This window comes from Arthrobacter sp. StoSoilB22, assembly GCF_019977315.1.
Classification (GTDB): Bacteria; Actinomycetota; Actinomycetes; order Actinomycetales; family Micrococcaceae; genus Arthrobacter.
The window spans coordinates 1,050,992-1,074,039 of sequence record NZ_AP024652.1 but is presented as its reverse complement, the minus strand read 5'-3'; the positions used below and the strand labels follow the sequence as shown (position 1 = coordinate 1,074,039).

At 63.2% G+C, this 23,048-nt stretch carries 22 protein-coding genes and 2 riboswitches; of the genes, 10 read left to right on the top strand and 12 right to left on the bottom strand.

All coding sequences use genetic code 11. From position 1 onward, the window contains the following. Window positions 1-43: 43 nt before the first annotated feature. From LDN70_RS05260 to LDN70_RS05230, 7 genes are all read right to left on the bottom strand, one after another. Complete coding sequence (locus LDN70_RS05260) at window positions 44-1,402, bottom strand: molybdopterin molybdotransferase MoeA (protein ID WP_223941961.1); 1,359 nt, start codon at window positions 1,400-1,402, stop codon at window positions 44-46. Then, complete coding sequence (locus LDN70_RS05255; RefSeq protein ID WP_223941960.1) at window positions 1,399-2,322, bottom strand: DUF6457 domain-containing protein; 924 nt, start codon at window positions 2,320-2,322, stop codon at window positions 1,399-1,401. The genes LDN70_RS05260 and LDN70_RS05255 overlap by 4 nt, the downstream gene beginning before the upstream one ends. Window positions 2,323-2,364: 42 nt before the next feature. Then, window positions 2,365-2,865 (bottom strand): HNH endonuclease, encoded by a 501-nt coding sequence (locus tag LDN70_RS05250; protein WP_223941959.1) that lies wholly within the window; start codon window positions 2,863-2,865, stop codon window positions 2,365-2,367. A gap of 216 nt (window positions 2,866-3,081) precedes the next feature. After that, window positions 3,082-3,879: an NlpC/P60 family protein gene (locus LDN70_RS05245; protein ID WP_223941958.1), complete on the bottom strand. Its 798-nt coding sequence runs from the start codon at window positions 3,877-3,879 to the stop codon at window positions 3,082-3,084. Window positions 3,880-3,978: 99 nt separating this feature from the next. After that, complete coding sequence (locus LDN70_RS05240; protein ID WP_238703480.1) at window positions 3,979-4,722, bottom strand: C40 family peptidase; 744 nt, start codon at window positions 4,720-4,722, stop codon at window positions 3,979-3,981. A gap of 4 nt (window positions 4,723-4,726) precedes the next feature. Next, window positions 4,727-4,888: riboswitch (cyclic di-AMP (ydaO/yuaA leader) on the bottom strand. 145 nt (window positions 4,889-5,033) lie between these two features. Continuing rightward, complete coding sequence (locus LDN70_RS05235) at window positions 5,034-5,870, bottom strand: M23 family metallopeptidase (RefSeq protein WP_166841596.1); 837 nt, start codon at window positions 5,868-5,870, stop codon at window positions 5,034-5,036. A 4-nt stretch (window positions 5,871-5,874) separates the two neighbouring features. After that, window positions 5,875-6,086, bottom strand: a riboswitch (cyclic di-AMP (ydaO/yuaA leader). A gap of 211 nt (window positions 6,087-6,297) precedes the next feature. Further along, the gene (locus LDN70_RS05230) at window positions 6,298-6,993 is read right to left on the bottom strand and encodes an iron-dependent transcriptional repressor DtxR (RefSeq protein ID WP_142940086.1); all 696 of its coding nucleotides are present in this window, start codon (window positions 6,991-6,993) and stop codon (window positions 6,298-6,300) included. Between the two features lie 293 nt (window positions 6,994-7,286). Between LDN70_RS05230 and serC the strand changes: the two genes are divergently transcribed. After that, on the top strand, window positions 7,287-8,417 hold the full coding sequence (serC, locus tag LDN70_RS05225; RefSeq protein ID WP_166841597.1) for a phosphoserine transaminase: 1,131 nt from the start codon (window positions 7,287-7,289) through the stop codon (window positions 8,415-8,417). A gap of 81 nt (window positions 8,418-8,498) precedes the next feature. Here the strand turns inward: serC and LDN70_RS05220 are convergent, their stop codons facing one another. The 3 genes from LDN70_RS05220 to LDN70_RS05210 are packed head-to-tail and all read right to left on the bottom strand — an operon-like array spanning window position 8,499 to window position 10,801. Then, a complete protein-coding gene (locus tag LDN70_RS05220; RefSeq protein ID WP_142940088.1) occupies window positions 8,499-9,806 on the bottom strand; it encodes an MFS transporter in 1,308 nt (435 codons plus the stop codon). 43 nt (window positions 9,807-9,849) lie between these two features. Continuing rightward, entirely contained in the window at window positions 9,850-10,410 is a 561-nt protein-coding gene (locus LDN70_RS05215; protein WP_142940089.1) for a DUF3027 domain-containing protein, read from the bottom strand. 7 nt (window positions 10,411-10,417) lie between these two features. Further along, on the bottom strand, window positions 10,418-10,801 hold the full coding sequence (locus LDN70_RS05210) for a cold-shock protein (RefSeq protein WP_026543217.1): 384 nt from the start codon (window positions 10,799-10,801) through the stop codon (window positions 10,418-10,420). Between the two features lie 260 nt (window positions 10,802-11,061). On the opposite strand from LDN70_RS05210, the gene LDN70_RS05205 reads away from it, so the two are divergent. The 5 genes from LDN70_RS05205 to LDN70_RS05185 all read left to right on the top strand — a co-directional run bounded on the left by LDN70_RS05205 (window position 11,062) and on the right by LDN70_RS05185 (window position 18,281). Next, window positions 11,062-11,277, top strand: a complete 216-nt coding sequence (locus LDN70_RS05205) for a hypothetical protein (protein WP_142940090.1) — start codon at window positions 11,062-11,064, stop codon at window positions 11,275-11,277. Between the two features lie 53 nt (window positions 11,278-11,330). Continuing rightward, window positions 11,331-13,796, top strand: coding sequence for a helicase-associated domain-containing protein (locus tag LDN70_RS05200; RefSeq protein ID WP_223941957.1), 2,466 nt, complete (start codon window positions 11,331-11,333; stop codon window positions 13,794-13,796). Between the two features lie 13 nt (window positions 13,797-13,809). Next, window positions 13,810-15,468 carry a DNA repair helicase XPB gene (locus LDN70_RS05195; RefSeq protein WP_166841601.1) on the top strand — a complete coding sequence of 553 codons (1,659 nt, stop codon included), beginning with the start codon at window positions 13,810-13,812 and terminating at the stop codon, window positions 15,466-15,468. A 209-nt stretch (window positions 15,469-15,677) separates the two neighbouring features. Further along, a complete protein-coding gene (locus tag LDN70_RS05190) occupies window positions 15,678-16,151 on the top strand; it encodes a hypothetical protein (RefSeq protein ID WP_166841602.1) in 474 nt (157 codons plus the stop codon). A 12-nt stretch (window positions 16,152-16,163) separates the two neighbouring features. Beyond that, window positions 16,164-18,281, top strand: a complete 2,118-nt coding sequence (locus tag LDN70_RS05185) for a multicopper oxidase family protein (RefSeq protein ID WP_223941956.1) — start codon at window positions 16,164-16,166, stop codon at window positions 18,279-18,281. 42 nt (window positions 18,282-18,323) lie between these two features. Here LDN70_RS05185 and LDN70_RS05180 read toward each other — a convergent pair whose 3' ends face one another. Both LDN70_RS05180 and LDN70_RS05175 read right to left on the bottom strand, forming a co-directional pair. Beyond that, window positions 18,324-18,545, bottom strand: a complete 222-nt coding sequence (locus LDN70_RS05180; RefSeq protein ID WP_142940095.1) for a hypothetical protein — start codon at window positions 18,543-18,545, stop codon at window positions 18,324-18,326. A gap of 68 nt (window positions 18,546-18,613) precedes the next feature. Next, the gene (locus tag LDN70_RS05175) at window positions 18,614-19,585 is read right to left on the bottom strand and encodes a LysR family transcriptional regulator ArgP (RefSeq protein WP_223941955.1); all 972 of its coding nucleotides are present in this window, start codon (window positions 19,583-19,585) and stop codon (window positions 18,614-18,616) included. Window positions 19,586-19,653: 68 nt separating this feature from the next. Here LDN70_RS05175 and LDN70_RS05170 point away from each other — a divergent pair, with 68 nt between their 5' ends. The 4 genes from LDN70_RS05170 (at window position 19,654) to LDN70_RS05155 (ending at window position 22,955) form a co-directional block, all read left to right on the top strand. Then, window positions 19,654-20,289: a LysE/ArgO family amino acid transporter gene (locus LDN70_RS05170; RefSeq protein WP_166841605.1), complete on the top strand. Its 636-nt coding sequence runs from the start codon at window positions 19,654-19,656 to the stop codon at window positions 20,287-20,289. A 78-nt stretch (window positions 20,290-20,367) separates the two neighbouring features. Beyond that, window positions 20,368-21,078 carry a response regulator transcription factor gene (locus LDN70_RS05165; RefSeq protein WP_024819794.1) on the top strand — a complete coding sequence of 237 codons (711 nt, stop codon included), beginning with the start codon at window positions 20,368-20,370 and terminating at the stop codon, window positions 21,076-21,078. Between the two features lie 3 nt (window positions 21,079-21,081). After that, window positions 21,082-22,545: a sensor histidine kinase gene (locus LDN70_RS05160; RefSeq protein ID WP_166841606.1), complete on the top strand. Its 1,464-nt coding sequence runs from the start codon at window positions 21,082-21,084 to the stop codon at window positions 22,543-22,545. A 119-nt stretch (window positions 22,546-22,664) separates the two neighbouring features. Beyond that, window positions 22,665-22,955, top strand: a complete 291-nt coding sequence (locus LDN70_RS05155; protein WP_142940099.1) for a WXG100 family type VII secretion target — start codon at window positions 22,665-22,667, stop codon at window positions 22,953-22,955. The last annotated feature ends 93 nt before the right edge of the window (window positions 22,956-23,048 follow it).

Genomic DNA, 23,048 nt, shown 5'->3' with positions numbered 1-23,048 from the left:
CATTGCACTTTGTCAGCAGACCCAAACCCCTTCATGACGCGCCTCAGGTGTCCAACGCACTCCAGTCAACAGGGCCGGAAGGAGCCTTCCTTTGTTGCCGAGGCACGGCCTTGCGGCTCTTCTCTTCCGGCGCCTTCGGCACGGGAAGCGCTTTTCCCCAGGGTACGGCGAAGGCGGGCACCGCTTCGCCCAGCTGGACACCATGCGGCGGCACCACCATGACCCCGTCGGCGCCGGCCAGGCCACGCATCATTCCAGGGCCTGCATGATTGGCTGGCGACGCCAACCCATACACCAGCTTGAACGGCATCAGGCGGGTGCGACCGGGCTCAGCATCAAGGGTGGTGCCACAGGGAACCTCGCCCACCTCCTCCAAACGGCCATGGCCCAAGGCCGCCAGCAGCGGTCCACCCACGGTGAACAAAGCCATCATGGCCGCCAGCGGATTTCCAGGCAGGCCCACCACAAACCGACCATCGGGCAACTCTGCCAACACCGCCGGATGTCCGGGACGCATGGCGATCCCATCAATCAGCAAATTCCCGCCAAGTTCAGCTACGGCTTTGCGTAGGTGGTCCGTTCCAGAGCGTCCCGTGCCGCCCGTGGTAATAACGACGTCGGCAGGAGGTTCCGCTTCACCGAAGTGGTCCCCGGGTCCCGGCTCGTCCAGCGTTGGCTCGGTGTCCTGGAGTGCGTCGATCCACTCCTCATAGCTGTCACCCACCCTGAGCTGCTCCCCGGCAATGCCGCCCAAAAGCTCCACCACGGCGCCCAGCTGCGGACCGAAGGTATCCCTGACCTGGCCGGGCAAGGGAACACCGTGAGCCACTACTTCCGAGCCCGTCAGGAGGAAACGGACCAAGGGTTTTCCGAGCACCACAAGATGGTCCAGGCCCGCAAGCGCTGCCAAGGCAATATGGGCCGGATTCAGCACCGTGCCGGCCTTGAGCAGGACATCACCCTCAGCGGCCTCTTCCGCAGCCTTTCGGATATGTTGGCCGTTGCGGGGCTCCCCCGGTTTGGCGCTGCCTCCCAGCGCAAGAACCGGCAGGCCATCCTCGTCAGTAGCTATTACGCCGCTTTCACTGCGCAGTACTGCCTTGGCACCGGGCGGAATAAGCCCGCCCGTAACTATGGGACTGGCCTGGTGCGGTGCAAGCCTCTGCCCCGGTTCGCTGAGGATCCACGGACCGCTGCCGCTAATGGCCCATCCATCCATGGCGGACGACGCATAATGGGGCATGTCCTGCACTGCCAGGGCATCCGAAGCCAGGGTGCGCCCGAGCGCTGAGCTGAGCGGCACGGGGCCCGACGGAATGGGTGTGGCGACGTCGAACGCACGCTGCCGGGCCTCATGCCATGTGTGCGCCGCGTGATGGCCCTCGTTGGGGGCCTCCGTCATTCCGGGCCGGTCCCGGACTCCGAGTACTCCCGGGCAATTTTGCGGGCCAGTTCCAAGGCAGCGTTCATGGACGCGTCATCGCTGGCCTGGCCAATTCCGCGGGCCATTCCGGCCGCGTAACCTGCAATAAACGTGGTCAGGGGTGCGGCGGGGCGCACCACGGAATGTGCTGCTACTCCAGCCACCGCGAGGACCTCGTTGATGTCCACTTCCACGCCCTCAAGCTCGAATGCCTGAAGCAGTGTCCGGCACCATTCCTCGAGCGTCTCTTCCTGGCTCTTCACGTCCGCCTCCAACTCGTAGTCAATGCCCAAGGCCGCAGCGTCCTCCCATGTATCCACGTCATCGGTGGACCCAGCGGGGACTTCAACGTCCAGCACGTTCAGCCTAGCAAGCAGGCGGAACACTGATGAGTTCGTTAACCCGGAACCTCCCGAAGCTACGGCCACTTCCCTTTCCAGGGCCTCTGTACTGTAGGCCCCCAGAAGCGGCTGCTTCCGGCCGTCGGCAGAGACGGCCATGGCTCCTTCCATTCCGGGACTGGACTCAAGAGCTGCCCAAAGGAGCTCAACACCGCGGGATGCATGCGGCATATCGCAGGCAAGCACCAGCGTCCATGGAGTGCTCCTACCGCCATTCTTCAGCGCGCTCAAGCCGGCCGCGATGGCAGCTGCCGGCCCTGCGAATACAGGTTCTTCGCGTGTCCGCAGAACAGCGTCCGGTAGGTTCCCGGTGCCTCCTGGCTCGCCGCCGCCTGAGCCGGGCTCATCCGGCCCCACCACAACCACCGCCGAAGCACCCCGGGCAGCCTGAAGTGCGAGCGAAAGGAGGGTGTCGCCGTCGTACTTCAACCATGGCTTGGACACGCCACCGAGGCGGGTGGCCCTGCCACCCGCCAAAATAAGGGCGTTGAACTCCATCCGCCCAGACTACCCGGGCGGCCGGAGGTCAGCAGAAATCGATCAGGCAGCGGATTCCGGCAAAAGGAACGGGTCCCAGTCCGGCGCAGGTTTCTCGAGTTCTTTGATCTGCCACATGGTTCCCTGGGGCACCCCGGGTTTGAAACGGAGCTTCCAACCCATTTCACCCAGTGTGTGGTCGCTTTTGGCGTTGTTGCATTTCAAGCACGCCGCAACCAGGTTTTCCCAGGAATCCGCGCCGCCCCTGGATTTGGGGTGGACGTGGTCTATGGTGTGGGCTGTTTTGCCGCAATAGGCGCACCGGTGACCGTCGCGGCGAAGCACCCCGCGGCGGCTCACGGCGGTGACCTTGTTGTACTTGGGACGTATGTAGCGGTTAAGGAGAATCACGGACGGGCGTCCAAGAATTTCCTGTGGCCCGACGACAGGCTCGTCGCCTTCGGCCACTACGCTAGCTTTCCCAGTGAGCACAAGGACCAGCGCCCGGCGGAATGTGATTACCGCCAGCGGTTCATATCCAGCATTCAGAACGAGTGTGCGCATGCACGTACCTCTTCACGGCCGCACCCGTCAGGGGCACGAGGGCCGGCTGCCCTCTGCATGTACGGGCTGTGGATCGACAACATAAGGGTAAGCACTTATATGCCGTATCAACGAATTTTTCTGTCGTTTCGCTCACAGTGTCGGCAAGAGTTCATGCGCGGTTAAAGCAGAACACCCCGCCGGCCGGAGCCTGCGGGGTGTTCTGAAGAAAGTGAATCAGCCGTTGACGCGGATGAAAACCGGGCCGGAACCGACGTTGACGCTGAACAGTGCCGTGGTGGATCCGTTCCATCCACCGTGAACTGCCTGGCCGTTGCCCACGTATACAGCGATGTGCGCCTGTCCGGCCAAACCACCGTTTGCGTAGTAGGCGAGGTCGCCGGGCTGGGCTTCTGCTGCACTGACCGTGCGGCCCAAGGAGAGGTAACCTGCAGGCCAGTCGTGGAAGTTGATTCCCACGGCTGCAAGGGAGTTGGTGACCAGCATGGTGCAGTCCTGGGTGACGCCGAGCTGGGCGTAAGCAGCTGCAGCGATGGCTGCGCCGAGTCCGCTGGAAGCCGCCGGAGCTGCTGGAGCGGGGGTTGAGTTGCTGACGGCCACGGTGGCGTTGGCTGCAGGAGCGGCCTTGGCGGCAACCGCAGGTGCTTCCGTGGCTTCAACCTTTGCTTCAACCTTGGTCGGCGCTTCTTCCACCACAACGGGAGCCGGAGCTTCCACCGTGGTAACCACGGGACGCTCGTAAGAGATAGCCACAGTGGAGTCGGCCGCGATGGTGGCCTGCACTACGGACTGGATGTCCAATGTGGACGTGGAGGTCGACTCACGATCAACGTTGGTCTCGGCTGCGTTGGCCGCGATGCCGCTGGTCAGGACCAGGCCTGAAGCTGCGGCGATCACTGCTGCCTGGCGGCCAACGCCACCGGCGTTGGAGCTGACAGCCTTGGCAATGACGGCAAGCGAGCTGGTCTTGGGGGCCTCAGCGCGGTGCCGTGCAAGCTTGTTTGCACTGGTCATGATTTTCTCTTTTCGTATCCGAGCGCCGTTGGGGTGCACACGGGTAGCGGGTAGGACCGGCATTGCGGGCATGCCGGCCCACCCCGAACCGGGTTGTTTCTAGCGGAGGGTGTAGAACGAGGAGGTGCCGGTGGACGCTACGGAGTGCAGCAGCGTTCCCTGGCCGGGGTTCAAAGCGCTGATCATCATGCCATTGCCGACGTAGATGCCCACATGGGCTCCGCCGTTCTGCATGACGAGGTCGCCGGGAGAAGGAGTGCTGGTGGGCGTCATAGCCGTCCAGGCGTTAACGCGCGGGATGCTGATGCCTGCCTGGGCGTAGACCCACTGGGTGAAGCCGGAGCAGTCCCAGCCGTTAGGTGTTGTTCCGCCCCAAACGTAGGGGGAGCCGATGCCGGTGTAGGCGATAGCAGCAAGGCCGGAAGCAGCTGCGCTGGCAGCCGGGTCCTTGGCCTCGGAGGACTTCGCCGTCACGGCTTCAGGGGCTTCGTCCGTGGTGGCCGTTGCTCGTTCGGTAACCTGCGCTGCGCGCTGGACTACTTTGGGGGCTTCCTTGGTGGCCACGGTGGGGCTCTCGAAGGAAACGGTGGCTGTTGGCTCTGCGGTAACCACTGCCGTTACAACCAGCTGCTGGGTGCTGGAGGCTTCAGTCTTGGAAACATCGGCGTCGGCTGCCTGTGCGGGCAATCCGACGGTGAGGACGAGGCCTGAGGCTGCAGCCAGAACGATGGCCTGACGGCTCATGGTTCCGGCGTTGGTGGATACAGCCTTGGAAAGCGTGTTCAACGGGTTCGTGCGAACCGTTTGGGCGCGATGGCGCGCAGGGGTAGTGCGTGATGACACGTAGGTAGCCTCTCCCAATGCCTGCGAGGTGAGCTGTCGGATTCGGATGGGAGTCATCCGGCCGCGCCGCTTCCAAGGAAGTTTTGCGACTTAACCCCAAGGCCTTCTCACGAAGACCAGAAGTGGTTCCCCCGCCCCTGCCAGACGATTTATGCGAACGGACCTTGAGAGGTGGCAGAGCTAGGCAATCCACTCAAGTGCACCGGCCCCCTAAAAAGCCGATGCGCTCTGTACGCTACAACAGTTGAACGCAAATGTCACATTCAGGTCACGGGATGTCCCGCACATGCGAGAGGCGACCATCAGATTGGTTAGAGCCAGCCCATGGGGTCTACTACTTCACCGTTGACCTGAACCTCGAAGTGGAGGTGGCAGCCGGTTGAAGCGCCCGTGGTGCCGCTCAGCGCGACGGTATCGCCACGGTTGACGGTTTGTCCCACCTGGACGGTGAAGGACGACAGGTGGTTGTACGTGGTCTCGAGGCCGTTGCCGTGGTCGATAACCACACGGTTGCCTCCGCCATATTCGTGCCATCCGGCGAAAGTGACCTTGCCGGTTGCTGCTGCGTGGACAGCGGTGCCGCACTGGGCAACGAAGTCCTGGCCCCGGTGGAAGTCGCCGGCGCCGCCCGTGAGGGGGCTGACACGGTAGCCGAAGGGCGATGCCGTGGTAAGTGTGTCAAGGGGGCTGGCCATGGTGCCAACGGATGACGCGCGCTGGATGCTTCCGGCCGACTGGGCGCTGAGCAGTTGCTTCAACTTCCCATCGGGGTCAGCGGCAGTGGCGACTGCGGCTCGGCTGAAGTCGATCTTTGCCGACGCTGCCGCGGAAACCTCGGGCTGGCTGCCCGCGGGGGCTGCGACGGCGAGGGCGGACTCGGTCTGGCCCGATTCCGAGGTGGCCATGACCGGGCTGGTGGCCGGCAGGCCGACAGTCAGGGCAAGCCCGGTGGCGGCAAGCGCAACACCGGCCTTCTGCCCGACGCCGCTGGCAGCGGCGAAGTCGGCAACCTGGCGCAGGGGGCTCTTACGGCGGCGCACTTGACGCTCGGTGGCGCGGGGCCGGATCTCCGTGACGACGGTGGCTGGCCGCAGCTCAGCAGCGGGGCCGGACGCGCGGCGGCGACCCCTGACGTTCTGCGATGTCAAACTCTGTTCCTCTCTCAAAAGCCTGCGAAGTTAGCTGTCGGATTCGGGTCAGAGAGTACAAAGACCCGGTCCGCGCGAGGCGCTCACGGCACACAGGTATCCCAAGAGGGACTTGTATACGTGGGCACTTCTGCTGCGGACTTCACCCCAAGGCTGCTTCTTTAGACAGCCGCTTGTGGTTCCCCCGCCTCTGCCAGTGGTGGGTGACACACCTGGTCCGCTGGCAGAGCTCGGCTCCGGATCAGGTAACGCTTTGGTATCAGCGCTAGTAAATAACTATAGGGGATTAAGGCCTTCGGTAATAAATTCGTTATCAACAGGAACGCACTCAGCGCGGAAGGCCTTTATCATCTTTTTCGGAAAACCGCAGGTCACGCGCGCTAAAAAGTGACAGAAGTGAGGTTTGACACGGCGCTGCCGGCGACACTCAGTTGAGGGATACGAAGACGTGCGCAGCCACCTCGGGCGGCAGCTCCAAAGCGCCTTCGATGCCCGGAACACGGACGGAGATGTACTCGCCGACGCGCTCCAGCGAGACACTTGCGCCGGGACGGATTCCGCCTTCGTCCAATTGGGTCAGGAGCTCCGGCTCAACCTGGATGGGCTCCGCGAGGCGGCTGACCACCACGCGGGTAGCGGCGGCATATCCGTCCATTGCCTGGAGCAGGTTGACATCCAGCCGAGGGAAGGGCTGGCTGGCAAGGCCGCCAAGCGCTTCAAGTCCGGGGATGGGGTTGCCGTAGGGAGACTCCGTGGGGTGTTCCAAGAGCTCGTAGAGCCGACGCTCCACACGCTCGCTCATGACGTGCTCCCAGCGGCACGCTTCATCATGGACGTAGGCCCAATCAAGCCCAATGACGTCGGCCAGCAGGCGCTCCGCGAGGCGGTGCTTGCGCATGACTTCGGTGGCGCGCTTCCGGCCCGCTTCCGTCAGTTCCAGGTGGCGGTCGTTGGACACAATCACCAGGCCATCGCGCTCCATGCGTCCAATGGTCTGGGAAACAGTGGGGCCGGAGTGCCGCAGGCGCTCGGCGATGCGGGCCCGCAGGGCCACAATGTTTTCTTCTTCAAGCTCCAAAATGGTCCGAAGATACATCTCAGTGGTATCGATCAGATCCGTCATCCAGCTCAGCTCTCCTCGAACGCAGTTCCTTGCGTAATCTCCACCGTACCGCGTCCCTGGCAAGGGCGGACGGTGTGCACCGCCGCCCCCTGAACGCCAACCCCCAGCCTAGCTTATTTGGAATTACTCTGGATAATTCCGGTCGCATTCGGTGGGACCGCATTCCACGTGGCGGACTATGACGGTGGCAGGTTCCTGAGGCCGGGCCGTGTCAGGCAGAATTGGGGTGTCGAAGGGGCAGTTGATGCCCCATGCCACCTCCCATCTCTAGCCGACACCCATTGGAGCGCCACGTGAGCGACAACAGCATCACCATTCCCGCCGACCTTCTGCCCAAGGACGGACGCTTCGGCGCTGGACCGTCCAAGGTTCGCCCGGAACAGATCGAGGCGTTGTCTGCAGCATCGTCCACCATCCTGGGTACCTCCCACCGCCAGGCTCCGGTCAAGAACCTGGTGGGTTCGGTCCGTGAAGGACTCAGCCAGTTCTTCCGCGCTCCGGAAGGTTACGAGGTTGTCCTCGGCGTAGGCGGCTCAACGGCGTTCTGGGATGTGGCGGCGTTTGGCCTGGTGGAGAAGAAGGCACAGCACTTGTCCTTCGGTGAGTTCGGTTCCAAGTTCGCTGCCGCCACCAACAAGGCACCCTTCCTTGATGCTTCTTCCATCATCAAGGCCGAACCCGGAACCCGCCCGGTGGCACAGGCCGAAGCCGGCGTTGACGTCTACGCTTGGCCCCAGAATGAAACGTCAACGGGCGTGGCTGCGCCCGTCAAACGCGTCCAGGGTGCTGATGAAGGCTCCCTCGTCCTGGTGGATGCCACCTCGGCGGCCGGCGGGCTGGACGTTGACGTTGCCGAATCGGACGTCTACTACTTCGCCCCGCAAAAGAACTTCGCCTCCGACGGCGGCCTCTGGCTGGGCCTCTTCTCCCCCGCAGCCCTGGAGCGTGCTGCACGCATCAAGGCCAGCGACCGCTGGATCCCGGACTTCCTGGACCTGCAGACGGCCATTGATAACTCCAAGCTGAACCAGACCTACAACACCCCGTCGCTCTCCACCCTGGTGACCCTGGACGCACAGGTGCAGTGGCTCAACAGCAACGGCGGCCTGGACTTCGCCAGCAAGCGCACGGCAGATTCTGCCAACCGCATCTACTCCTGGGCTGAGGCCTCCGAGTACGCCACGCCTTTCGTCGCAAACGCCGAGGACCGCTCCAACGTCATCGCCACCATCGACTTTGACGACTCCATTGACGCCGCGGCCATCGCCAAGGTCCTGCGCGCCAACGGCGTGGTGGACACCGAACCGTACCGTAAGCTCGGCCGCAACCAGCTCCGCATCGCCACCTTCGTCGCCATCGAGCCGGACGACGTTTCCGCGCTGCTCGCCAGCATCGACTACGTGGTGGGAGAACTGAAGAAGTAGCACCACGGGCTTTGGCCGGCGTCGTGCGGGTAGCTCACGTACGGCGCCGCTGCCATTTAAGCCGCCGCCATTTAAGGTGCGCTACCCGCCCTGCCTGCTTGCGCCGTCGTCGTCCGTATCCGGAGGGGCAAGCAGCGACTCCACCCGGAAGTGCCGCAGTCCGCGGGCCCGGCGGTCAAAACGGAGCCGCAGTTGTTTCGCACGGATGATCCACAGCAAACCCACGACGGCGGTGCTGACGCCGGCAACCGCGGCGACGCCCACGGCCCACCGTGGGCCACCGACGTTGGCCACCAACCCCACCAGCGGTGCCCCGATGGGGGTGCCGCCCATGAAGATGGCCATGTAGAGGGACATGACCCGCCCGCGCATCACGGCTTCCGTGGTGGATTGAACGTAGCCGTTGGCGCTGGTGATAAGGGTCAGGGCGAAGAGTCCGCACGGAATCAGGGCGAGCCCGAACAGCACGGCGTTGGGTGCCAATGCGGCCAGGGCGCTGGCAAGTCCGAACCCGCCGGCGGCCCCGAAGATCAACCTGAGGCGCGGCCTGCCTCGCCGGGCGGCCAACAGCGCACCGGTCACCGAGCCAATGGCCATGACCGAGTTCAAGGCCCCAAAGGCACCCGCATCCATGCCGAATTGGGTGCCCACCATGGCTGCGATGAACAGGGGGAAATTGAGCCCGAACGTGCCCACGATGAAGATCGCCACCAGGACCACCTGGATGTCGGGCCTGTTCCTGACATACTGCAATCCCTCCCTGATCCGCCCCTTGCCCGCGGCTGCCCGGGGTTGACTGCGGAGTGAGGACGCAGGAATAAGTTTCAGTGCCCACAGCATGGCAACGAAAGACACCGTGTTGATGAGGAACACCCAGCCGGGGCCCACCACCACCGTCAGAACACCGGAAACAGCGGGGCCGATCATCCGCGCCACGTTGAAGGAGGCGCTGTTGAGCGCAACCGCGTTGGGCAGGTAATCGTCGGTGACGAGTTCGGAGACGAAAGTCTGGCGGACGGGGGCGTCCACGGCAGTGACTATTCCAAGCATGAGGGCAAAGAGGTAGACGTGCCAGAGTTCAGCGACGCCCAGCAGTACCAACACGCCCAGGCCCGTACTGAGGAGGGCCATGGCCACCAAGGTGATGAGCAGGAGCTTCCGCCGGCTGTAACGATCGGCCAGCAGCCCCGCCCACGGAGCAAGGAAAAGCTGGGGACCGAGTTGGAGTGCCAGGGTAATGCCCATGGCCCCGGCGTCGTGCGCGGTCAAGTGGTCAAAGACCAACCAGTCCTGCGCCGTCCGCTGCATCCAGGTGCCGATGTTGGAGATCAGCGCACCGAAGAACCAGATGCGGTAGTTGAGGATTCCGAGTGACCTAAAGGTGGACATCAGCGTCCGCCTTCACTGTGGTCACCCCGGGTTTCCGCAATGCCTATTCAGCCCCGGTTTCGTCGTCGTCTTCAGCGTCGTCGGAATCCTCGGCTGCCTCGGTGGCCTCGTCTTCTGCGGCCTGCACGGACTCCTCCGTGACGTCCTCCACAGTCTCTTCCACCAACGGCGTCTCATCCTCGGGACGGACGCGCTTGGCCCACGGCACCCACTCCGGGGCCAGGATGGAATCCTCTGAGGGCAGCAAACCGAGCTCGCTCACCGTTACCACCTTGGAGCGGGAGTTCCGGGTGAGCACGGCGTACCACTGCCAGCCGCCGTAGCCGGCGAGGCGGGACTCGAACAGGTGGGTCACCACACGGTCGCCCTCCGACTTGGCGCCAAGGTGCGCCCCCACTTCACCCGGGCTGGCGATGCCTTCAACTGCAACACGAGCAGCATCGACGGCGGCAGCCAGAAACGCGTCAGGCTTGCCGGTGCGCCACACGGGTAACCCGGTGCGCGGTTTGGCCGCGACAGGCTTCCGCGCGGGGGCTTCCCCGTTTCCAGGAGCCTGGGCAGCTTCAGGGCCGGCCTTGGTGTCCTGTGCGGATTCCGAAGTCATGGCGGTCCTAAGCTTCCAGCTCGTCGGCAACCTTGCGCAGGGCCAGGCTGATGGCCTTTGCCTTGTTGCCGTCGGGGTACTTGCCTGAAGACAAGGAGCCGGAGAGGTTATCCAGTACCGTCACCAGGTCCTGCACCATGGGTGCAAGGTCCTTGGCGTTCATGCGCTTGGCTTTGGCGATGGACGGCGTTTTCTCCAGGACGCGCAGTCCCAGCGCCTGGGCGCCACGGCGGCCGTCGGCAACGCCGAACTCCACCCGGGTTCCGGCCTTGAGCTCAGTTACGCCCGCGGGCAGGGACGTTTTGGGCAGGAATACTTCCTGCCCGTCTTCTGCCGCGAGGAATCCGAAGCCTTTTTCCTTGTCATACCACTTGACCTTGCCGGTAGGCACGTAATCAACCTTCTTCGTTCTTGCTTTGGGAGACACGTCGGGCCAATCACCGCATCCGCAGGGATCTGCGGGATCGAGGGTGACAGCCCGGTCCGTGTTGGTCTGTTCCTTCAAGGTTATCCTGCCGGACCCCCTATTCCCGCTTTGCCGCGACCACGCAGCACCGGAACAAGACACAGGCAGCACGCGAACAGGACAAGAGCGGCAACAATGGTGCAGACAGAAGTCCCCTCTGCGGCCTAACTGCTAGCGTTGTGCCCATGACTTTCCCGGGTTACCGCCGCCCCCTCATGATCATCGCCGCCGTCATTGCAGTCCTCTCCCTGGCCGCAGTGGGCACGGTCATGGCTGTGGCTTTTAATGAGGGAGTTGCGCCGGTGTGGGTAACCTGGACGGCACTTTACGGACTGCCCGTGGCCTTCATGCTCGGCATATTCCTGGTAGTTGACTCCGTTCGCCAGCGGCGCCGGCAATAACCTGCGCCCCCGCTGACAGGCACCAGCGGCCCCGGAGCGGTAACGTTGGATTGATGTCCCTTATTCGCGCGCTCAGCAAGGAATTGGAAGCGCGCAGCGACGATTCGCTGCGGGCCTTGTTTGCCGCGCGGCCGGACCTGATCTCCCCCATGGCGCCCGACTTTGCGGCCCTGGCTGCGAGGGCGAGCGCCCGGGTCAGTGTCCAACGGGCCCTGGAACGCCTGAACAAACCGGAAATGCAGGTGCTGGAGACGCTGCACCTGTGTACTAATGCCGATACCGGCCACAGTATTTCCGCGGCCGGGCTGAAGAAGGTCATTGCCGGTTCCACCCTTTCGGCACTGGATCCCATCCTCGCAAAGCTGCAGGAACTGGCACTGGTCCACAGGGCGGATCCGCCCACCGGGTCACCAGCAACATCGTCCCGTCAGCGCTTTTATCTTCCGGTGGGCAGCCTCAAGGACGTGATCGGCATCTACCCGGCGGGACTCGGGCGCAGCTACACCGAACTTGTCCGGTTACAACCGGCCTTTGCCCAGCGGGTAGTGCAGTTGGTGGCCGAGCTTCATCAAAGCGGCGCGGGCATCCACCCCGCCAGCACTCCCATGGACGCTGCGTTGGCATTGCAACGCTGGACATCCACCCCTGAGAATCTGCGCGCCATCCTTGCGACGGCGCCGGCGCGGACCACGGGCTTGTTGGACAAATTCGGCAGCTGGGCCATGGGCGCAGTGCCCCAAGCGCAGCGCCGGGCCTCGGTCACCCACGAAAGTCACGACGTCGGCCCTATCGACTGGCTGTTGGCCCGCGGTTTGCTGGTCCCCCTGGATGCCGGCCACGTGGAGCTGCCCCACAGCGTGGGTCTTGCGTTGCGCGGAGGTGCGATCGTGGACGACTTCACGCTGACGCCACCTGTTCCGGAACTCGGCCATACCAGTGCTGCCCTGCGACGGAATGCGGCCATGGGGGCGATCGCGGAAATCCTGCGGCTGACTGCTGAGCTGTTGTTCGCGGTGCGGGAACAACCCCTGGCGACGCTGCGAAGCGGCGGTGTGGGTGTGCGCGAGTTGCGACGATTGGCCGAATCCATCCGCTTGGGTGTCCATGAAACAGCCGTCCTCCTGGAGTTGTGCGCCATGGCGGGATTGCTCCGTTTGGACGTGGACAGTTCCACGTGGGTCCAGCCGCCATCGCTCGAATGGCTCAACCTTCCCCGGCAGGAACAGTGGTTGTGGCTGGTCAATGCCTGGCTGGCCAGCGAGAGGGCACCTTCCCTGGTGGGGCAGCCCCTCACCGGCCCGTCGTCGTCGGCCGCCCATCAAGGCTCGGCCGGTACTACCATCAACGCTTTGTCCGCGGAAGCGCAACGGCCCGACGCCCCTGTTGTTCGCCGTCGGGTCCTGGAAATTCTCAATGAGCTCACAGCCGAAGCGGCCGCACCGGATGGCAAAGCGCCTGTTTTGGACGCCAGGGCTGTACTGCAGCGGGCTGAGTGGTCCCAGCCGCGGATGTCCCGCCGGTTCAGTTCACTGGTCCGAGGCATCCTTGAGGAAGCCACGCTTCTGGGCCTGATGGGATCAGGGGCGTTAACCCAATTGGGTGCGGCCATTGCCGATGCCCAGCCGGAAAAAGCCCTGACCATCCTTGGTGAGCATTTGCCGGCTGCCGTGAACCATATTCTCCTCCAAGCCGATCTCACAGCGGTGGCGCCCGGGTACCTCGCGCCGGAGTTGGGCGATACGCTGCTGCTGATGGCCGACGCCGAGGGCCAGGGTCCGGCGTCGATCTACCGGTTCTCGGCCACCTCCATCCGGAGGGCCTTGGACGCCGGACAGGATGCGGAATCGCTGTTGGCGTTCCTCCGTGAGCATTCGGCCACGGACGTGCCCCAACCTTTGGAGTACCTTATCCAGGACACTGCTTCCCGGCACGGCCGCCTCCGAATCGGAACGAGTGCCAGCTTCATCCAGAGCGACGACGAGACCGCCATTACCGATCTTCTCCGCGAAGCCCGGACGTCGGCTTTGAGCTTGGTGCGCATCGCACCCACTGTCCTGACCTCCTCTGCCAGCCCGCGAGAGACTGCGCGCGTCCTTCGCGAGCTGGGACTATCGCCTGCAGTGCAGGAGGCCGAGACCGCCGCCGTGCGTTTCAAGCGAACCACGGCGCTGCCTGGCAGCGCCCGTCCGGTCTACACTGCGCCCCGAACGGCGCCGCCGGATGACGACGTGGAGGCACAGCTTTCGGTGCTGCGCCAACACCGTGCCGTCCCGGCCGAAACCACCGGCGAGGCGTCCACCCAGCTCGGCCTGGAGACCCTGCAAACGGCCATCCGGCTCAAACAGGCGGTCACCATGAACGTGGTGGACAGCTTGGGGAATGCCAACACTGAAACCGTTGTTCCTGTATCTGTCTCGGGTGGGCGTGTGAGGGTGTTCGATCCCGCCAAGGACACCGAACGGGTGTTGTCCATCCACCGGATCATCGATGTGGAACCCGCAGGAGAGCTGCGCTCATGAAAAGGACTCAACAGTGACCGACGGTCCGCTGATCGTACAAAGTGACAAGACCATCCTCTTGGAAGTCGATCACGAGCTCGCCACCGAGGCCCGGCATGCAATCGCCGCCTTCGCCGAGTTGGAGCGCGCCCCGGAACACATGCACAGCTACCGGCTGACGCCGCTGGGTCTCTGGAACGCCCGGGCTGCAGGGCTGGATGCGGAGCAGGTGCTCGATACCCTTCTGAAGTACTCCCGTTTTCCTGTCCCGCACTCCCTGCTGATCGATATCGAAGAGACCATGTCCCGCTACGGCCGGCTACGGCTTGAAAAGGACGCCCAGCACGGACTGGTGATGCGCACCGATGACTACCCGGTGCTGGAGGAAGTCATCCGTGCAAAAAAGATTGCTCCCCTGCTGGGGCCCAGGATCGACGGCGAAACCGTGGTGGTGCACTCTTCCCAGCGCGGACAGTTGAAGCAGCTGCTCCTCAAACTGGGCTGGCCCGCGGAGGACCTGGCCGGCTACGTCGACGGGCAACCGCACCTCATCATGCTGGACGAAAGCGGCTGGCAGCTGCGCCCTTATCAGAAGTTGGCCACGGAGAACTTCTGGGCCGGCGGCAGCGGCGTCGTCGTGCTTCCCTGCGGGGCGGGAAAGACGCTGGTAGGCGCGGCAGCGATGGCTACTTCCTCCACCACCACGCTCATCCTGGTCACCAATACCGTCTCCGCCCGGCAGTGGAAGGACGAACTGCTCAAGCGGACATCACTGACCGAAGACGAAATCGGCGAATACTCCGGTGCAATCAAGGAAGTCCGGCCGGTCACCATTGCCACCTACCAGGTCCTCACCACCAAGCGCGGTGGACTCTATCCGCACCTGGAACTCGTGGACGGGCACGACTGGGGACTCATTATCTATGACGAAGTCCACCTGCTGCCCGCCCCGATTTTCCGGATGACCGCCGACCTCCAGGCACGGCGTCGGCTAGGCCTCACAGCAACGCTGGTGCGGGAGGATGGGCGCGAAGGCGAGGTCTTCAGCCTGATCGGTCCCAAACGTTACGACGCACCATGGAAGGACATCGAGGCGCAGGGTTACATCGCGCCCGCCGACTGTGTTGAAGTCCGGGTAGACCTCCCCCGCGACGAACGGGTGGCGTATGCGATGGCCGACGATGCCGACAAATACCGGCTCTGCGCCACCTCGGAAACCAAAACCACACTGGTTGAAGAGCTCGTGGCAGTCCACAAGGGTGAACAGTTGCTGGTGATCGGCCAATACATTGACCAACTGGACGAGATCGCCGAGCGGTTGGACGCTCCCCTGATCAAGGGCGAAACCAGCGTCAAGGCACGGCAGAAGCTTTTTGATGCTTTCCGCAAAGGTGAGATTCACACGTTGGTGGTGTCCAAGGTGGCCAACTTCTCCATCGACCTGCCTGAGGCGTCGGTCGCCATCCAGGTCTCAGGTTCCTTTGGCTCACGGCAGGAAGAGGCTCAACGGTTGGGACGCCTCCTGCGTCCCAAGCAAGATGGCCGCGCAGCCCGGTTCTACTCCTTGGTTGCACGGGACACGCTGGACCAGGATTTCGCGGCAAAGCGCCAAAGGTTCCTGGCTGAGCAGGGCTACGCCTACAGAATCATGGATGCCAAAGACGTGGGCAAGGACGTTGGGCAGGAGCAGTAGGAAGCCAGCCGGAACAATGTTTCCCACGCCTCTTGCTATTCATTTCCATCAACTTTACGATTCCTAGAGAAGCTCTCCGCCCTTAATGGTTGCCCCTGGTCCAGGCAGCCTGGCGGCCAGCCATCGGCGGTGGGGGAAGCCCGCAGCCAGGGAGCCGATGGTTCGAAGGCCTTGAAGAATCTGTGAATTGATTACCAGAGGATTCCCCAATGCGTAAAGCCCTCTTGGTCCTCTCCGCGATTGTCCTGCTGTCAGCACTCGCACAGCTGTTCTTCGCCGGATACTTCCACTTCCAAAACACCATCGAAGCCCAGCGTGAAGCCGGCGTCTACCATGCCGTGAACGGCCAATATGTGCTTCGGTACTCAGCTTTGCTGGCCGCGATCGTAGCGGCCATTGCCAAAGCGGGATCCCGTACTATCTGGCTGGCGGCAGGTATTTTCCTGCTGACATGGCTTCAGCTGATCATCTTTATTGTCGGCGGCATGTTGACCGGATCCTCCCCGGAGTTCATCACTCCTTCGGGCTCGTGGGTGGTTTCCATCCACCCGATCGTAGGCGTGATGATGATCTTCATGTCCTATTGGTTGTTCAAGCGCGCACAAGCTGCCGCCCTCAACCCTCAACCCTTGCCTCCCAAGGCTGCATCTTCGGATGCTTCCACGTCCCCCAGCACAGCCTAAGCACCGGCAGCTGTGAACACCTCGCAGCTGCTGGCAGTAGATCTGCTGCTGTCTTTCGTGTCGGCCGGCGCCTGGATCGGCGCGGCGTGGATGAGCGCGTCCTTGAAGGACAAGTCCCGCCGGACTGACCTTGCATTGCTCCTATTGGGTACAGCCGTCGCATTGACAGTGGGACGGTACGCATTGCTTCCCGCTTTGGTGGCGGGCAGTTGGTGGTTTGCCAGCGAACGCATAACCATCAACGTGCCTCTGACCGCCATCCCCGCGGCTTGGGCCGCGGCGGCCGGTGTTCCGTTCTTGCTGAGGAGGCGGAACACCGGCTCCAAACCTGTCACACCAGATCCTGGACGATCCCGCGAATGGGCCGTCCTGGCCATAGTGGCTGCTGCCGCTTCCGCCGTGGCATCGCTGGCGCTGACGTTCGTCCTGGGGCCATTCCCCTCACTTTGGAGCCTAGCGGTGGTGCTGTTCATGGTGGCGGCATCTGTGCTGACCGCAAAGCTCGCACTGTTTCCTCAGACAGGACAGGTCGCACCTCGGTCCGGCGCGGCTCCCGGCGGCGGCGCTTCTGCCGTTGTCCGGCGGCCGACGGCGGCTGCCGCGGTGGCCGGGCTTATGATCTGTACCGCTTTGGGATCGGGGGTCTTTGCCTGGCTTGGGAGCCGGTCGGCCGACGGCGCCACCATCACCGCCGCCGTCGGACATCACAGCAGTGCTGGCGTTGCGATGAAGGATCCGACGCCGGTGACCAGCCTGGTGGGCGATGCCTTCGCGGACGCTGTGGTCCGGCGCTACGAACTGACGGCGCGAATGGAACAGGTAACGCTTCCATCCGGACAAACCACGGAGGCCTGGACGTATGGCAGCCTCCCGGGGCCGGCCTTGGAAGCTCAACTGGGCGAAGTGATGGAGGTGGTGCTCCATAACCGCGATGTGGCTGCGGGGGTGACGTTGCACTGGCACGGGTACGACGTCCCCAACGCCATGGACGGGGTGGCAGGGGCTACCCAGAACGCCGTCATGCCCGGAGGGTCCATGACGTATCGCTTCGCCGCCGCCCAAACCGGCACCTACTGGTACCACACCCACCAGGATTCCGCCGAAGGGGTCCGCAAGGGCCTCTACGGCACGTTCGTCGTGCACCACCCCACATCCCCCCGGGCCGATACGGACATTGTGGTGGCGGGGCACGACCTCAGCGGTCTGGGGTTGCTGGGCTCCTCAGACCGCACCACCGTGCATACGGCCACACCTGGTTCGAGTGTGCGGATTCGTCTGATCAACACCGATTCCGTGCAGCAGCGGTACCTGATTCAAGGCGTGGCCTTCAAGGCCGTAGCCGTGGACGGATCCGAAGTGAACCAGCCCCAGGAAGTGACCGGCAAACTGGTACGCCTTGGCGCCGGTGGTCGGGTGGACGTCGCCTTCACCATGCCCGCCTCGCCCGTCACCGTGCGTTCGGACGCAGCAGCCAGCGCCGTCGTGGTCATTGCTCCGCCAGGTTCAGCAGACGCAGATTCCCAGGAACTGGCTCGGGAGAAGGCGCCGGCAGGGGTCTTCACCACCACGCCGGTGCTCGACCTTCTGGAATATGGCAAACCGCTGGATAGGGTCGAACCGCTGGATGGGGTCGAACCGCTGGGTGGGGTCGAACCGCTGGATAGGAGCCGTGATGGCTCTGGACCCGTCCGTCCCATCACGCGGGAAGAAGTGATGGTGCTGGACCGGCAATTCCGATTTGTCGACGGGATTCCCCGGTACGCCTTCACCGTGAACGGGGCAGCGTATCCGCTGGTTCCGTCCATTGAAGTGGCTGAGGGCGACACCGTGAAAGTGACGGTAGTGAACCGCACCTCAGAGCCACATCCGATGCACCCGCACGGTCACCACATGCAGGTACTGAGCAGGAACGGCGTGGTCCCCAGCGGGTCACCACTCAACCTTGACACCGTGGACGTGCTGCCGGGCGAAGTGTGGGAACTACTGCTCCACGCTGACAACCCCGGAATCTGGATGGATCATTGCCACAACCTGGACCACGCTGCCGAAGGAATGATGATGCTTCTGAAGTACCAAGGCGTGTCATCGCCGTTCGTGCACGGCGGCCAATCACACAACCGGCCTGAGTAAACGGACGGCCTGAGGAAGCGGACGGCCTGAGAGGGGTGAACCTTAGGCGACCATTCTGCTGGTGACCTCAATCTTTACGTGATCCACCACGGCCCAGCCGTCCTCATCGCGAAGTTGGGCACTGGCAAACCGTTCGGCTGCGGCCAGGTCGTCAAAATCCTCGCGCCTAATACGGCCCGAATCGGTATCCAGATACGTCACATGGAACTCGACGTCCCTGGTGCGGTTCTGGTGGATGCTTGCGGGAGCTGCTGTGTTTGCCATGTTTTAAGTGTGGAACGGGGCACTGACATTATAGGAAGCATCCGCAGGCGTGTTGGGATTTCGTGGATTCAGGGCTTGGCCAGGTACTGGCCGGACACCTCACGGACCGTGTTGCTCAGGACGTCCAATACCCTTGACGCCGTCTTCCACCGTTGCCAGTAGAGCGGCACATCGAAGGGTCGGTCCGGGGCGAGTTCGATGAGCCGTCCGTCGGCGATGTCGGGCCCGCATTGAACTTCCGGGATCAAGCCCCAACCAAGGCCCAAACGGATCGCGTCGCCGAAGTCCTGGGAAGCCGGGACGTAATGCCGGGGTCCTTTCCGGTCCGGAACCGCGCCGCCCTCAGCTTTGAACGCCGACTGCACAAACGCCCACTGATAGGTGTCCTTGCGATCGAAGTCCACAGTGGGCGCCGCATTGAGCGCGGCTCCGTCCACGTGGCTGCGCGGGTGCTTGTCCGGGTGCTTGTCCGGGTGCTTGTCCAAACCCTTCTCACCTTTCTGGAACCACCGTTCCACGAACTGCGGGGCTGCAACCGCGCGGTAGCGCATCACGCCAAGACTCTCTACGCGGCACCCTTGCACGGGCTCTGGAGTTGCCGTCACGGCGGCCATCACTTTCCCGGAGCGAAGCAAGGATGTGGAGTGCTGCTCATCATCCCTGTGGAGGTCGAAGGTGACGTTGAGGTCCTCAGGCACGTGGGCCAGCGCTTGCAGGAACCACACCGCCAAGGAATCCGCGTTGACCACAATGGGTACAGCCAACTGGGCCCTGTCCCCATCCAGCCCTAGTTCGCGTCCGGCATCAGCTTCCAGTTGCGCTACCTGCCTCGCCAGACGAAGGACCACTTCGCCCGCTTCCGTGGCCTGGGCAGGGTTGCTGCGTTGAAGCAAGACCCTCCCGGCCGACTGTTCGAGTGCCTTCAGCCGTTGGGAGACGGCCGACGGCGTGATGTGAAGCATGCGGGCGGCAGCATCAAGAGTGCCTTCTGAAAGGACCGTGGCGAACGTAAGGAGCTGGTCAGAAGGAAATTGCGGCATAAGAATATCTTATGCCGTATGAGAATCTTTAGCTGGCCTAAAGGTTGTTGCGCCCGTAATTTCGAAGGGTGAACTTTACTGATTTCTTCCAATCCGCTGGCCTCGGCCTGGCCACAGGCCTCGCCCTGATCGTCGCTATCGGAGCCCAGAACGCTTTCGTCCTCCGGCAAGGAATCCGGGGCGAGCATATTGTGCCCATCGTGGCGGTCTGCGCCTTGTCCGACGCCGTCTTGATCGCGGCCGGTGTATTAGGCACGGGTGCGCTTGTTACGGCAGCCCCTGCCGCCGTCGTGGTTCTTCGCTATGTGGGCGCCGCCTTCCTGGTGACGTACGGCATTGTGGCCGCCCGGCGCGCCCTCCGTCCGCAGTCGTTGACAGCAAGTGAAGGGCGCGTCAACGACGCCGGCGCGAAGCGGGGTCTCGCTGCCGCCGTCACCACCGTCCTGGCGCTAACCTGGCTCAACCCGCACGTCTATCTGGACATAGCACTTCTGGGCTCGATAGCCAGCGCCCAGGGCGACCAGCTGCAGTGGTGGTTCGGGGCTGGCGCCATGTTGGGCAGCATCCTATGGTTCAGCTCATTGGGATTTGGAGCACGCTACCTCCGCGGCTTCTTTGCCCGGCCACTGTCCTGGCGATTCCTGGATGGCGGGATCGCCGTAACCATGGTGGCGCTGGGAGCGGGGTTGGTGCTGGGGGCCTGACCTGCCGCCCTTAGCCACGCAGGCGGCTCCCATGCGGCGTCCAGAAAACTCCCAGTTTCTGGGAGCATCATGGGTGTCATGAAAAAGAACGGTCCTGAAGCCAAGCTTCTCGTAGTCGACGACGAACCCAACATCCGCGAGCTGCTGTCCACGTCGCTGCGTTTTGCAGGCTTCGAGGTTGTTGCGGCCGCCAATGGTCGCGAAGCCCTCGCCGCGGCCGACCTCCACTCACCGGACCTGGCAGTTCTGGACGTCATGCTGCCGGACATGGACGGTTTCACGGTCACCCGTCGACTCCGCGCTGCAGGCAAGCACTTCCCGGTGCTGTTCCTCACAGCGAAGGATGATACCGAGGACAAAGTCACCGGCCTCACCGTCGGTGGCGACGACTACGTCACCAAACCCTTCAGCTTGGACGAAGTGGTGGCGCGCATCCGCGCGGTCCTTCGCCGCACCCAGCCGCTGGAAGACGACGACGCCGTGATCCGCGTGGACGATCTTGAACTCGACGACGACGCCCACGAGGTCCGTCGCGGGGGCACCGTGATCGAGCTCTCCCCCACCGAATTCAAGCTCCTGCGCTACCTCATGCTCAATCCCAACCGCGTCCTATCCAAGGCCCAGATCCTGGACCACGTGTGGGAGTACGACTTCAACGGCGATGCTTCGATCGTGGAGTCCTACATCTCCTACCTGCGCCGCAAGGTGGACATCGATCCCGATGCCGCAGCCCTCATTCAGACCAAGCGCGGCGTGGGTTACGTGCTGCGGACGGCAGAGAAGCGCTGACCCTTGCTGCTTCGCTGGAAGTCGGCGTCCCTGAGGTCCCAGCTCGTCGCCATCATCATGGGCCTGCTGCTGCTCGCCCTGGCGGCCACGGGCGCGGGAACGTTGACGCTCGTCAAGAGTTACCTGCAAGGCCAGGTGGACGACAAACTCAAAGCCGCCGTCGCCCTGGCCCAGGACCAGCAGTCTTTCGACAAGCTGGCCCAGCCCAACCCCTCAACGCCTACCGACACTGCCGTGCCCACGGACTACTCGCTAACGCTGTACGTTCCAGGTCTGGAGCCTTATCCTTTCGGCGGCAGTCAGAGTGATCGTCCGGCGATCGCCAATATCACCGCAGCTGAAGCCAAGCTTCGCGGCAACTCCCCCTTCCAAGTCAAAGGCACGGCCGGAACCAACTGGCGCGTGGTGGCCATCGGGGTCACCGCCAACGGCCAAAACGGCGTAGTGATCATCGGGCTGCCTCTCACCCCGGTGGACAAAGTGATGGAGCACGCCGTTCTGGTGGTTGTAGGCGTGGGCCTGTTGACGTTGGTCCTGGCGTTCTTCATCGCCACGTGGACCGTGGCGCGGTCCTTCCGTCCGCTTGCCAAGGTGGAGAAGACGGCTGCAGCCATCGCGGCCGGTGATCTGTCCCGCCGCGTGGAGGTGGATAACCCGCACACTGAGGTTGGCCGGCTGGGCGGTTCCCTCAATGCCATGCTTGCCCATATTGAAGCTTCCTTTGCTGCCCGCGCTGCTTCCGAGGGGCGCATGCGTCGCTTCGCAGCGGACGCCTCCCACGAGCTGCGCACCCCTTTGGTGACCATCCGTGGCTTCTCCGAGCTTTATCGTCACGGAGCATTGGCCACCAAAGAAGACGTAGCCATGGCAATGGGCAGGATTGAAAGCGAAGCCAAGCGTATGGGGTCCATGGTGGAAGACCTGTTGATGCTTGCCCGGCTTGATGAGCAGCGGCCCCTTCAACTCAAGCCAGTGGATCTCCAGCTCCTTGCCCACGATGCCGTAGTGGACACCAAGGCCTCCTCCGGAGACCGAACCATCAGGCTCACCGGGCTCGACGATGCCTCCCCCACTGCCGCGCCCGTTCAAGGTGACGAAGCCAAACTCCGGCAGGTCATTGGGAACCTGGTGGGAAATGCACTGCGGTACACCCCCGAAGGCAGCCCCATAGAACTCGCTGTCGGTGTTCGAAACACTCCGTCGGGTTCCGTTTCAGTCATCGAGATCCGCGATCACGGGCCAGGCATTCCGGAGACCGAAACCAATAAGATCTTCGAGCGCTTCTACCGTGCTGACACGTCGCGGACCCGGGAAACAGGCGGCAGTGGTCTCGGCCTTGCAATTGTTGCAGCGATTGTTGGCTCGCACGGCGGTACGGTCCAGGTTGCAGAGACCGACGGCGGCGGCGCCACTTTGGTAGTCAGCCTCCCCTTCCACCAGGAATCAGCCGAGCTGTTGTCCACATAGCGCTGTTGTCCACATAGCGACGTATGACTGTTCTGCGACTGCGGGCGGCTGCCTAGGCTCAATGTTGTAGCCACGCATCCCCCGCACCACGCGGAACATCTTCGTCGAAAGGCATCACCATGAGCGTTATCTCAGTCGATACCGAACTTCTCCAACTCAAGTCAGCCAACGTCAAAGGAACTGTGGATCGCATCAGTTCCGATGTCCACACCATGCGGCGCGGCCTTGAGGAACTCGAGGCGACCTGGCGGGGAACAGCAGCCACCAACTTCCAAGCGCTTGTCATGGAGTGGTCCCTGACCCAAAGCAAGGTGGAGGCGTCCTTGGCCTCCATCAATCTGGCTCTGTCAACAGCGGCCACAAGTTACCTGGAAGTGGAGCAGGGAAACACGCAGCGCTTCACTTATTAGCTCACACTGTCGAGTTACTTACCCTCCCATGAACTCCTGCGGGGCGGGCTGTCTTCCCCCTGTGCAGCCGCCTCGCAGGTCAGGAGTAACTTC